At 38.7% G+C, this 13409-nt stretch carries 9 protein-coding genes; 4 read left to right on the top strand and 5 right to left on the bottom strand.

What is annotated here, in order from left to right:
* Positions 1 to 50 precede the first annotated feature (50 nt).
* Entirely contained in the window at positions 51 to 2111 is a 2061-nt protein-coding gene (gene ppk1 / locus BLR37_RS01680; RefSeq protein ID WP_090763743.1) for a polyphosphate kinase 1, read from the top strand.
* Positions 2111 to 2992, top strand: coding sequence for a Ppx/GppA phosphatase family protein (locus BLR37_RS01675; protein ID WP_090763741.1), 882 nt, complete (start codon positions 2111 to 2113; stop codon positions 2990 to 2992). The genes ppk1 and BLR37_RS01675 overlap by 1 nt, the downstream gene beginning before the upstream one ends.
* Positions 2993 to 3227: 235 nt before the next feature.
* Here BLR37_RS01675 and BLR37_RS01670 read toward each other — a convergent pair whose 3' ends face one another.
* The 5 genes from BLR37_RS01670 to BLR37_RS01650 form a co-directional block, all read right to left on the bottom strand.
* Complete coding sequence (locus BLR37_RS01670) at positions 3228 to 3578, bottom strand: DUF5655 domain-containing protein (protein WP_090763739.1); 351 nt, start codon at positions 3576 to 3578, stop codon at positions 3228 to 3230.
* 6 nt (positions 3579 to 3584) lie between these two features.
* The gene (gene pgl, locus BLR37_RS01665; protein WP_090763691.1) at positions 3585 to 4310 is read right to left on the bottom strand and encodes a 6-phosphogluconolactonase; all 726 of its coding nucleotides are present in this window, start codon (positions 4308 to 4310) and stop codon (positions 3585 to 3587) included.
* Between the two features lie 65 nt (positions 4311 to 4375).
* On the bottom strand, positions 4376 to 5890 hold the full coding sequence (gene zwf / locus BLR37_RS01660; protein ID WP_039470922.1) for a glucose-6-phosphate dehydrogenase: 1515 nt from the start codon (positions 5888 to 5890) through the stop codon (positions 4376 to 4378).
* Between the two features lie 29 nt (positions 5891 to 5919).
* Positions 5920 to 7335, bottom strand: coding sequence for an NADP-dependent phosphogluconate dehydrogenase (gene gndA, locus BLR37_RS01655; RefSeq protein ID WP_090763690.1), 1416 nt, complete (start codon positions 7333 to 7335; stop codon positions 5920 to 5922).
* A gap of 101 nt (positions 7336 to 7436) precedes the next feature.
* Positions 7437 to 8195 carry an ROK family protein gene (locus BLR37_RS01650; protein ID WP_090763689.1) on the bottom strand — a complete coding sequence of 253 codons (759 nt, stop codon included), beginning with the start codon at positions 8193 to 8195 and terminating at the stop codon, positions 7437 to 7439.
* Between the two features lie 103 nt (positions 8196 to 8298).
* Here BLR37_RS01650 and BLR37_RS01645 point away from each other — a divergent pair, with 103 nt between their 5' ends.
* Both BLR37_RS01645 and BLR37_RS01640 read left to right on the top strand, forming a co-directional pair.
* Entirely contained in the window at positions 8299 to 9576 is a 1278-nt protein-coding gene (locus BLR37_RS01645; RefSeq protein WP_244154566.1) for a sterol desaturase family protein, read from the top strand.
* Positions 9577 to 10084: 508 nt separating this feature from the next.
* On the top strand, positions 10085 to 13405 hold the full coding sequence (locus BLR37_RS01640) for a SusC/RagA family TonB-linked outer membrane protein (protein ID WP_244154565.1): 3321 nt from the start codon (positions 10085 to 10087) through the stop codon (positions 13403 to 13405).
* Positions 13406 to 13409 lie beyond the last annotated feature (4 nt).

Genomic DNA, 13409 nt, shown 5'->3' with positions numbered 1-13409 from the left:
TATGCAGTTTTGAACATCCCTGTTTTGGCAGGGATTTTTTATTTTTTTTAATGAGTAAGAAGAAGATCCCATTTTTTAACCGCGAAATTAGCTGGCTTTATTTTAATGAGCGCGTGCTGCAGGAAGCAGCCGATGAAACTGTGCCACTAATTGAACGCATTAAGTTTTTATCGATCTTTTCGTCAAATTTAGAAGAGTTTTACCGCGTTCGTGTAGCTACCATGACGCGCTTAACCAATCTGAACGATAAAGCCAAAGCTCTTTTAGGGTTTAACCCAAAGAAAATCCTGAATGAGATTAAAAATATTGTAGTAAAACAGGAACGTAAATTCGATCAGCTTTTTCAGGCTACCTTAATTAACGAACTGGCACAAAACCGGATTTTCATTTTAAATGATACCCAGCTCAACGTAAGTCGTGGCGAGTTCGTTAAAAATCATTTCAGGGATAAAATCTTATCCAATCTGGTGCCCATTATGCTGGATATGGATAAACCTTTCCCGGAACTGAAGGACAGGTTTTTGTATTTCTTCGTAAAATTATCGAAAAAAGACACCAAGATGAGGGAGAAGTATGCCCTGATCGAAATTCCACCCAGTTTACCACGTTTCCTCGTACTGCCTGAAACGAATGATTTAAAATTTATCATCATGGCTGAGGATATTATCCGCTACTGCCTGGATGATATCTTCTATATTTTTACTTACGATAGTTTAGAAGCTTACTCCATTCAGCTAACCCGCGATGCCGAGCTGGATATTGATAATAATGTGAGCGATAAGTTTATCGAAGATCTTAAAAACAGCCTCGAGAAACGTAAAAAAGGCAAGCCAATGCGTTTGTTATACGATTCGGCCATGCCTTTAAATATGCTTACTGTTTTGGTAAATAAACTTAAACTGGAGGCTGAGAGTTTAATTCCGGGTAACCGTTACCACAAATTCGGAGATTTTATTGCTTTCCCGAATGTGGGTAAAAAGGAATTGGAGTATACGCCTAACGTGCCGCTAAAGGTGCACGATTTGCACCGTACCCAAAGTGTTTTCGCTAAAGTGGCGCAAAAAGATTATCTGGTTAACCTGCCATATCAATCGTACGATTATATCATTTTGTTTCTTCGTGAAGCGGCTATCGATCCGAAAGTAACCGAAATACAGATTACGCTCTATCGCTTGGCCGAAAACTCAAAGGTGATTAATGCTTTAATCAATGCAGCCAAAAATGGCAAAGCTGTTTCAGTTGTGTTGGAGTTAAAAGCCCGTTTTGATGAGCAGGCCAATATTTTCTGGACCACTCGTTTAATGGAAGAAGGTGTGAAGGTAAATTATGGTCTTACCGATTATAAAGTACACTCTAAAATCTGTTTAATAAAGCGTATTGAAAAAGATAAACCCGTGTATTACGCCAATCTGGCCACCGGTAACTTTAACGAAAAGACAGCAGGCTTATATTGCGACCACAGTATTTTTACCGCCAGGAAAGAAATTACCAACGATTTGGTGAAGCTTTTTGATGCGCTGAACAAAAGAACGGTAACAGGTGGTTTTAAGCATTTAATTGTTTCGCCTTTAGAAAGCCGGTCGAAGCTGGTGAATTTCATTAACCGCGAAATTAGAAACGCCAAGGCCGGTAAAATGGCTTATATCTTATTGAAAGTAAATAGTTTGGCCGATGAAGGCATTATTGCCAAGCTTTACGATGCCAGCAATGCAGGTGTTAAAATTCAGCTGATTGTTAGGGGTATTTGCTGTTTAATTCCTGGTGTTAAGGGGTTTAGTGAAAACATTACGGCTATCAGCATTATCGATAAGTTTTTAGAGCACGCCCGTGTTTACATTTTCGGTAACAACGGTAAAAATGATATGTATTTATCGTCGGCCGATTTGATGAGCCGGAATTTTGAGCACCGGGTAGAGGTGGGTTTCCCTGTTTTAGATCACGATGTTAAGCAGGAAATACAGGATATTATTGACCTGCAACTGCAGGATAATACCAAATCGAGACAGATTAATGCCCTGAACAACAATAAATACCATAAAAACAGATTAAGTAAAAAAATAAGAGCGCAGGTAGACATCTACAACTATTTAAAAACCAAGCATCAATCATAATGTTAAGATACGCAGCTATAGATATTGGCTCGAACGCCGTGAGGTTACTCATTGCCGATATCAGCAAACAGGACGGAAAATACAAATACAAGAAAAATACACTCATCCGTGTGCCGTTAAGGTTGGGCGACGATGCCTTTCTGGATCAGCATATTTCAGAGAAAAAATCAACAGATCTGGTAAAAACCATGACGGCTTTTAAAAATCTGATGGATGTTTATCATGTTTCCGAATACCTGGCTTGTGCTACTTCGGCTATGCGAGAAGCCAACAACGGACAGGATATTGTAAAGCTGATTAAAGAACAAACTGATGTTACCCTTGAAATTATTGAGGGGCAGCGCGAAGCCAATATTATTTATGCTAACCACATTGAAGAAGAGCTGGATGAGAATAAAACTTACCTGTACATTGATGTGGGTGGAGGTAGTACTGAATTATCTGTCTTTGTAAAAGGTGTGCCCGAGGCTTCGAGGTCTTTCAATATTGGTACGATCAGGATGCTTGATAACCAGGATAAAGAAGAAACCTGGGATGAAATGAAAGACTGGGTAAAAGAACATACCAAAGCATACAAACATTTGGCTGGTATTGGAACGGGTGGAAACATCAATAAGCTTTTCCGAATGTCTGACGAGAAGGAAAATGCACCCTTATCGTTGCAAAAGCTTAATGCGATGTACAATAAGCTAACCAGCTACTCATTAAAAGAGCGGATAAACACGCTGGGTTTAAATCCCGATCGTGCCGACGTAATTATTCCGGCCTGCGAAATTTATTTAACCTTAATGAAATGGACGGGGATTAAACAAATTTATGTGCCTAAGGTAGGGTTGGCAGATGGTATTATTAAGCTTTTGATTGAAGAGAAACTGGATTAAGCGGGTTGTTAATTCTTGTTTCGTGCAGACACGAAACAAGGTTTACTAAGGCTTTCTCATTAACGTGGTGTTAGGTGTTACCATCTGACACTTTCGAGTGTTTGGTGATTCACCAAACACTTTTTTTATAGGGCTTACGAATTAATTGGTTGATGTGTAACCAACTAAGGGGTAGGAGTTAGATTAAGTTGGGATAGTTGGTTCGTGCAGACACGAACCAGGGCTGAGAACTTAGCTATATAATCGCCATTTTCAAAAATCCTTTCACTTCATCATTTACATCTGCTTCAAAATAGATTCTTAAATGATGGTTAAACTGATTGGTGCCGGGTACTTGGGCAATTTTGGTAAAACACAGATTATCTGTAAAGGGCTGGCTAAATGGAATAACCACGTGCATAAAGTTTTTACCGAGCTGAGTAATGTAGGCAAAACTCTTTTGATTTTCAATGGCAATCATTGATTTGGTTGGCCGTAGGTTAATCGGCCCCAATTCGCTCAGTTGAGCTATAAAAAAACGGAATAACCCTAAGGTATATTCCGTTTTTCCGTTTAAAAAGTCTGATAATTGTTGCTCGTCAGACATGGTAATTTAATCTTCTAATAATTTGGTAGCTGCCTCGTCTGTAAACCAGGTTAATTTACCCTCAATTGGATTAATCAGTTGAGAAGGGTAAGTGTCTACATCTTTCTGCTCGTCGCCAATTACATGCTTTAAAGCCTCTGCTTTGTTCTCTCCAAAAACTAAAAAGGCTACATTATCGGCTTTATTAATTAATGGCGCAGTAAAACTGATCCGGTAAGTATTTAATTTCTCTACAAATACCGAAGCTACATTTACTTCTTCATCTTTAACCAAAGTAGTGTGCGGGAAAATAGAAGCGGTATGTGCATCATCACCCATACCCAGCAATATCAGATCGAACGCAATATCATCGCCGTTAAAATGATTGTCAATTGCTTTTTTATATTCTATAGCTGCCTTTTCTGGTGCCAAAGTAGTATCAACATAAAAAATGTGATCTTCTTTAATACCCAGCGGATCTAAGATCGTTTTTTTAGCCATTAATCCGTTGTAATTATCATCGGTGGCTGGTACATTGCGCTCATCGCCAAAAAAGAAATAAACCTTTTCCCAGTCAATTCTGTGCTGGCACTCGGTAGCCAAAAAATGGTACAAAGCTTTCGGTGAGCTTCCTCCGGTTAAAACGAAGTTAAAGCGGTCGTTTTCTTCGATCGACATTTCTGCGATCTTGATCACGTAGTCGGCTAAATCCTGGTTTAATTCTTCGAGGGTTTTGTATATTAATAAATTCATGTGTAATGGTTGATAGTTAATGGTTCATAGCTATTAAACTATTTGACTATGAACCATCAACTTATTTAATCCTTATTCTTTAATGGCAGGTTAAACCAGTGGAAACCATCTCTGGCAATTAATGCTTCAGCTTCCTCAGGGCCCCAGCTATCGGCAGGGTAGTTCGGGAAGTTGATTGATTTTTTGCTCTCCCACGTATTTAAGATAGGCATTACCAGTTCCCATGCAGCCTCTACCTGATCGCCGCGCATAAACAGGGTTTGATCGCCCATCATGGCATCAAGCAATAAAGTTTCGTAAGCCTCAGGGGTATCACCTTCGTAAGTTCCTTTGTAATCGAAAACCATATCAACCGGGTTAAGCACCATATCCAGTCCAGGACGTTTAGCCTGTACCTGCATGCGGATACTCATTTCTGGCTGAATACTGATTACCAAACGGTTTTGTTGCCAGTTTTCGGTTACACCCGATGAGAAAATCTGATGTGGTACATCTCTGAACTGAATAGTAATTAACGATGAAGTTTGGTTCAAGCGCTTTCCTGTTCTTAAATAGAAAGGAATGCCCTGCCATCTCCAGTTATCGATATGGAATTTAACTGCTGCAAAAGTTTCGGTATTAGAGTGTGCATCAACACCTTTTTCCTGACGGTAGCCTGGAACTTCCTTCCCTTCAACCCAACCTTTACTGTATTGGCCACGAACGGTATGAAAACGGATATCTTCTGCAGAAAATGGACGCATAGCCCTTAAAACCTCCACTTTACGGTTCCTGATTTCATCAGCATCAAAATTAATTGGCGCTTCCATTCCAACCAAACAAAGCAGCTGCAAAAGGTGATTCTGGATCATATCTCTCAAAGCACCAGAACCTTCGTAATAACCCCCACGATCGCCTACACCCAATTGTTCGGTTACCGAAATCTGTACGTGGTCGATGTAAGACCTGTTCCAAAGCGGCTCAAACAAAGCATTGGCAAAACGGAAAGCCATCATGTTTTGTACGGTTTCTTTACCCAGGTAATGATCGATACGATAGATCTGCTTTTCGGTAAAAATGGTGCTCAATAAAGTATTCAGCTCCTTTGCCGACTCTAAATCATGACCGAAAGGTTTCTCAATTACAATACGGCTGTTATCTTCGTCTTGTGTAAGTTTATATTTTTGTAAACACTCAGCAATAATCGGGAAGAAATTTGGTGCTACAGCAAGGTAGAAAATTACCTGTGTGTTCGGACCATATTCTTTCTGGTATTTTTCTACCGCATCTTTCAGGTTTTCGAAGGTTTTAGGCTGTGCAAAATCGGTAGGGCAATAGTGGATGGTATTTCCAAAAGCATCCCATTTTTCCTTTTTTACCTTTCCGCTACGCGAAAATTGGTTTACAGCATCTTCTAAGGCAGCCTTGTAGCTATCGTCGGTAAATTCGGTTCTACCAGTACCAATAATGGCAAACTTCTCTGGCATGTAACCCTCCATAAATAAATTGTATAGGGCAGGTGCTAATTTTCTTTTGTTTAAATCACCTGTTCCGCCAAATATTACAAATATGGTCGGGTTTAATGCGGTTTTGGTTTTCATTTTTTGTCTTTGTTCGTGAGTGTACTAGGTTATGATAATTTGTTCCAGTCGGCGTGGAAAACACCATCTTTATCAATACGTTCGAAAGTGTGTGCACCAAAGAAATCTCTTTGTGCCTGTATCAAGTTAGAAGGCATACGGCCTGTGGTAATGGTATCGAAATAAGTAAGGGTAGAAGCAAATGCCGGGATACCTAAGCCTGAGTTAATACAAGCGGCAATAGTTTTGCGCGTTCCGGCTAAACTACCTTTAATGATCTGCTGGATGCCTGCATCACCAAAAAGGTGTTCTAAAGCATTGTTGTTATCGTAAGCTTTATAAATATCAGCTAAGAAAGTTGCTCTGATGATACAGCCACCGCGCCAGATTTTGGCAATTTCCTGTAACTGCAAATCGTACTGGTATTCTTTTGAAGCTTGTACCAATAAGTGCATACCTTGTGCGTAGGCGCTTATCATGGCGAAGTAGAAAGCATCTTCTAATTCATCAACAGTAACTTCAATTTTAGTGTCTTTTTTACCAAATGCTTCTTCAAGCGATACCCTTAATTTTTTAAATTTAGATAAATCGCGGTTCGAAACAGCTTCGTTAATGGTTGGTACCGGTAACTGAAGTTCCATAGAAACTTCTGAGGTCCATTTTCCTGTTCCTTTTGAACGTGCTTCGTCTTTGATCTGATCTAAAAGATCGTTTTGGGTTTCGGTATCTTTAAACAGGAAGATTTCGGCTGTGATTTCTAATAAGAATGACTGCAATCTGCCTTCATTCCATTTTTTGAAAACTTTATAAATCTCTTCGTTCGAGTAGCCTAAACCATTTTTAAGAATGCCATATACTTCGGCAATAAGTTGCATAATGGCATACTCGATACCATTGTGTACCATTTTAACAAAGTGACCTGAAGCACCCGGGCCAATATAAGTTACACAAGGATCAGTACCTACTTTAGCTGCTACGGCATCAAAAACATCTTTAACTACGTTGTAAGCCTGTTTATCGCCACCAGGCATCATACTCGGACCGAAACGTGCACCTTCTTCGCCACCAGAAATACCCATGCCAAAGAAATGTAAACCATCTTTTTCCAGTTCATCAACACGACGGTTTGTATCGGTAAAATGCGAATTTCCGCTATCGATAATGATATCGCCTTTGCTTAAAAGTGGTTTCAATTCGGCAATAACGCTATCTACAATCGGGCCGGCAGGTACCAATAAAATCAGGGTACGTGGCGTTTGTAAGCTCGAAATAAAGCTTTCAATGTCGTTAAAGCCCTCTAATTGATGTGCTTTGCCCTCTTCCTCAAGCTTGGCAATCATTTTGGTGTCTTTATCGTAACCAGTTACCGAGAAGCCTTTATCAGCCATGTTTAATAAAAGGTTGCGGCCCATGGTGCCTAAACCAATCATTCCCAATTTATATTTTTTTGAATCGTTATTTGCCATGTTTTATTTTTTTGAATGCACCCAAAAATAGGGTTTACAAATTAATATTGCAGATTTTGTTGTTAAAAGATTGTAATAAACGGTGAATTTTTAAAATCGTATTATTTCTTAGGTGAAACGGTGAAAATGTTATACTTATCGGCCAGTTTCCAGAGTTTTGCACCACCTTTAATACCATCGCGATTGGTTACAATTTTAATGTTGCTTTCGAGTTTAAAGTCGATTTGTTTCGAATTACCACCACCAATGTATAGTGTATCGTAATTAAATACTGTTTTATAGGTTTCAATTACTTTTTTAAGCCTTTTATTCCAGCGCTCGGCACCAATTTTTTCGAAAGCCTTGTTGCCAATGTAATCGTCGTAATCTTCTTCCTTGTTAATAGGAAAGTGGGCCAGTTCTAAGTGAGGGAGCAGCTCGCCGTCAAATAATAAAGATGTACCAAAGCCTGTACCTACGGTAAAAACAATTTCAAAGCCTTTGCCTGCTACCACGCCTAAACCTTGCTGATCGGCATCGTTAACCAAACGTACCGGATGTCCCAGAGTATTGGCTACACGTTGGGCCAGATCTATATCTTCCCACTTGTTTTTGGCCAGGTTAGGGGCAGTTTTAACTACACCATTTTTAACGTAACCCGGAAAACCAATCGAAATGCGATTGTAGGTTTGTGGGAAAGTCTTAACCAGTTCTGCTATGCCGTTAACAATATCCTTAGGTGTAGCTTCGGGTGGCGTTTTGCTTTTTACATATTCATTAAGCATGTTGCCATTTTCATCTAAAAGCACCGATTTGATGCTGGTGCCGCCAATATCGATTGATAATATATTGTTGTTGTCAACTTTTTTCTGTGTAGCCATAATATGTATTTATGGGATCGAAGTTCTGCAAATATTTTAAAACGGCAAACTATAAATAGATATAGTGGTAATCGGTATGTAATAAAATAAAACTATTAAATCTATGTATTTAGTAGAATATAATTATGTTTGCAACGTTAAACTTAAAAATATTAAAACTGTTATGACGGTAAACTACCTTGCATTTGCTATTCCTGCGTTTTTTATTTTCGTTTTCATTGAATTTAAAATTGCCCAACATCAAAAAAAGGCAAAGGTTTTTAAATACGAAAGTACCGTTGCAAATTTTAGTGTAGGTATTGCCGAGCGCTTATTGAATTTATTTATTGCAGCCAGTTTTTATCAGGTTTACGAGTGGGTATATACTAATTATGCCATTTTTAATATTTCTACGGCCTGGTATGTATGGGTTTTATTACTACTTTCTACCGATCTGGTTTGGTACTGGTACCACAGGCTGGGGCACGAAATTAATTTTTTGTGGGCAGCGCACATTGTACATCATCAAAGCGAAGAATTTAATCTTTCGGCCGCAGCACGGATTACCACCATTCAGGCCGTTTTCCGGAATGTTTTCTGGTGTGTATTGCCATTAGTTGGTTTTCATCCCAATATGATTATTACCATATTACTGGCTCATGGAGCTTATTCTTTCTTTACGCATACCCAGCTCATAGGTAAGATTGGCTGGTTAGAAAATGTATTGATAACCCCTTCTTTACATGGCGTGCATCACGCTTCTGACGAGAAGTACCTGGATAAAAATTATGGCGATGTTTTTGTGTTTTGGGATAAGCTTTTCGGGACTTTCCAAAAAGAAGAAGAACCACCTAAGTATGGATTAACACATCCCATCAAAAGTTATAGCTTTTTGTGGCAGCACTTTCACTATTATTTAGAAATAGGAGAGGCTTATCGCCGGGCAAATGGTTTTAAGGCCAAATGGAATGCTGTTTTCGGTAGCCCTGCTTTAATGGATCAGACTATCAGACCGGTACTGGAAAAGCGTTACTTTCAGGATAAAAAGCAGGATACAGCCAGACCAAAATTTAAGATCTATTTAAATCTTCAGCTTACCATAGTAGTGGCTATGCTTACAGCTACAACATTATTTTATAGTTCGTTAACCATGCTTAATAAAATAGCCATACTGATCTTTATTTTGATTACACTGATTAACATTGGAGCACTTTTGGAGCAGCGGAAATGGATTTATTACCTCGAGTGTTTCAGGTTGATATTAATTTTTGGATTCTTTTTCTATACTTATAATTTACTTGGTTTGTTAATATTTCCGGTAATTATCTTAATCGCACTGGAGCGGACATTCTCTTTACGTAAACTTTACATGAAACATGTTTTTGAGTACATAAAGGTTTAAAAATGACGTTTCTTTAGCTTTCGATTTTAATTGGTATATAATTGTTACAAGCAAATCTTTCGTTTTGTTGTCGTCTGATTTTTCTTTTGGATTGGGCTTGTAATAAAATTATTACGTGACAAAACATTACGGTTGGATTATCCGGTACAAAAGTTTCATTTTCCTCTCTGTTTTAATTGAAACAGACTTTTTTAATTGGTTTCAATAGAAATTGATTTGGACCTTCTTTTGTAAAAACTGTAAATATCTGTCTTTTTAAACATTCATATAGAAAATTTTTCTATTGCTGCGTTTTATTGTTTTTAGTTTCGATTTGTTTTTATAATTTTATTTAATGAAATATAAAGTAAGTTAAATGAAAGTAAAACGCAATATTTTGTGCTGTCTTTAATACGTTAATACTTGCTTAACATACGCTTAACATAAACGGACTTACTTTGCCCGCAAATCCGGACGAAATAAATCGAAATTATGGACCCTATTACTAACCGGATATACTATAATAATTATGATTAAAAATTTTACTCAACAAATTTCGTGGCACCAATGCGTTTTGCATGAGAAGAAAAGCAGCCCCGATTGTGGCCAAAAGAAAAGTAGCGCTTTTTTTATAGGTAGGCTAAAACGCTTTAGTTTTTTGGTTTGTGTATTGATGGTTCAGTTTGTTTGCATCAATGAGAGTTTAGCGCAGGCACCCGCACAAAATATTGTAATTAAAGGTACCGTTTTAGATGATCAGGATGGACAGGTATTGATTGGCACCACCATAACCGATAGTAAAAAGAAGTTTTTGGGCGTAACCAACGAAAAAGGAAATTATACCATCACTATTGCTAAAGGAACCACTGTTTTATATAACATGGTAGGCTATAAAACGCTCACAAAAGTTTTTAATAATAATGAAAGTAACGAAGTAATCAGACTTCAGTCTTCAACCAGCGAATTAAATGAAGTTGTTGTTACCGCTTTAGGGATAAAACGTTCAGAAAGAGCGCTGGGATATGCAATCACAACTTTAGATAGTTCTGCTTTCACAAATGCGGTGGCTACTAACTGGACAGATGCCTTATCCGGAAAAGTTGCTGGTTTGAATCTGGTGCGAAACAGTGGTTTAGCTGGATCGAATAAGATTATTCTACGTGGTGAAAATAACCTCACCGGAGATAATGAAGCTTTAATCGTTATTGATGGAGTTGTTGCCAGTAGTAGTGCCAGACGTACTGCGGGAACCGGTGGAGGTGTTTATGGTACATCGGGAGATATTTTGCCTACAGATTTTGGAAGTGCATTGAGTGACTTAAGTCCTGATGATATTGAGAATGTTACGGTGTTGAAAGGACCAGCTGCATCAGCCCTTTATGGTCAAAGAGGTGCAAACGGTGCGATTGTAATTACCACAAAATCTGCTGGCAGCAGTAAGAAAAAGTTTAACATTACATTTACTTCTAATACAGCCTTTGAGCAAATTAACAGGGGGCCTGATATTCAGCAAGAGTATGGAGCAGGTGTAAGTGGCGCAAGTTATTATAGTTTTGGAACCAACGCCGATGGCGCAGATAACCATGCAACGAGCTCAACTTACGGACCAAGGTTTGATGGTACCAGCATGTTTTTTCAATATGATCCGACCACACAAAAAGGCGGAACAACCCGTACGCCATGGGTTGCCTATCCAAATGCTTTGGATGCATTTTTCAAAACAGGTGTAGAAACAACAAACTCAGTTAGTTTAGACGGAAATGTTGGAAAAACGGGCTTGCGTTTCACTGCAAATCACGGTAGTAATGACTGGATTGTTCCTAATACCAATTTAGAGCGTACATCGGTTGCTATCTCTGGAAATAGCAGGGTTACCAAAAAATTAAACATTTCTTTTAAAGCAAATTACAATAACAGACATAGCGATAACTTACCCGCCACAGGTTATGGTAACCAGTCGTTAATGTATTGGTTTATGTTTGCACATCCGAATATGAATTTGGATTGGTTTAAAAACTATTGGGTTGCCGGGCAGGAGCAACGAAAATTTGTGGATTTAACTTCCAGTTTTCCGGAAGGTCCTTACGCAATTTCAGAGCAATACTTAAACGGACAAAGAAGAAACGGTATTCTGGGAAATGTTCAGGCTACCTACAATTTTACCAATGATTTGAGTTTACTTGTGCGTTCTTCTATAGACTTTAATCACGATATCCGCGAAACCCGCCGTCCTTGGGATGCTGCAGGTGCAAAATTTGCACAGGGATCTTATCGTGTTCAAGACATCAATTCTTACGAATTTAATGCCGACTTTTTATTAAGATACAACAAGCAGCTTACAAAAGATATAAAGCTTTCTGCAACCGCAGGAGGTAGTCAATTGAGAAACAGGTACTACAAATCAGAGCTTCGTGCCGATGGATTGATTGTCCCGGGCGATTACAGCTTAGAAAACAATCAAAATCCGCTGATTTCTGTACCTGATACAGCCCGTTATAATATTAACAGTTTGTATGGTACTATGTCTGTGTCGTTAAAAAATTATTTGTTTTTAGATTTAACTGGAAGACAGGATTGGAACAGTACTTTAGCATCACCGCTACGTACTGATAATGTTGGTTTTTTCTACCCATCGGCAAGTTTGTCGTTCATCGCTTCAGATTTTTGGAAGATGCCGGCTCAAATTAGCTATTTCAAATTACGCGGATCAATTGCTCAGGTTGGAAGCGGAGGCACTACGCCATATCGTACTGCATATAACTATACTTTAGCTGCAAACGGAATTTATCCGGGAGAGGCAATGACAAACCCGACGATACTTCCAAATATTAACTTAAAGCCCCTCTCTACTACTACAATTGAGGTCGGTGCTGAGTTGAAATTATTTAAAAGCAGATTGAATTTTGATTTTGCTGCATATACCGGAAATACTAAAAATCAGATATTAAGCCGCTCAATTGATCGGGCTACAGGTTATTCTATTGCGATATTTAATGCCGGACGTGTAGATAATAAAGGTTTGGAAATGTCGGTAAATGCTACGCCGTTACAAACCAAATCATTTAAATGGACGGTTAACGGAACATTTTCGGCAAACAGAAATACCATTAAAGAGCTGGCAGATAGTTCGGTAATTCTGCGTACCGGCCCGCTTGGTGGTACCCAAATTGTAGCCAATGTTGGTGGAAGTTTGGGCGATATTTACGGCTTTGGCTTGAAACGTTCACCTGATGGACAAGTTATTTTCGATAATACAGGTAAAGCTATTCCAGATCAGACACAACTAAAATATCTTGGAAATACCATGCCTAAATTTAGATTTAGTTTTGGTACTGGTGTAACCTATAAAGGTTTTGCAGCCAATGTGTTATTTGATGCACAACTTGGTGCCGTTGCACATTCGTTAACCTTTGCACGGATGGCAGGTTTGGGTAAATTAAAACTAACCTTACCAGGAAGATACGGTGGCTTAATTGGAGAAGGTGTGATGTTAAATCCAGATGGAGTTACCTACAGTCCTAACACTACAGTAGCTACCGATATTGGTGCCTTTTATGAAGCAATGTATGGTTCTACCAATGCTGAGGGAAGTACTTTCAGAACTGATTACTTAAAATTCAGAGAAGCAAATATTAATTATACTTTCTCAAAAAGACTGGTTTCTAGTTTAGGTTTGAGCAGAATTACCATTGGTGTGTATGGCCGTAACCTGTATACCTGGTCGCCATGGCCTGCCTTCGATCCTGAGTTTGGTACATTGTCGGGAAGTGATATTGTACAGGGTTTCGAAGTGGGGCAATTGCCATCGACCCGAACTTTTGGTGCACGTTTAGTAGTAGGTATAAACTAATAAG

Origin of the sequence: Pedobacter soli, assembly GCF_900101435.1 — a bacterium.
In the GTDB taxonomy this organism is placed as follows: Bacteria; Bacteroidota; Bacteroidia; order Sphingobacteriales; family Sphingobacteriaceae; genus Pedobacter; species Pedobacter soli.
The sequence above is the reverse complement of the archived record's forward strand: the minus strand, read 5'-3'. Positions and strand labels throughout refer to the sequence as shown.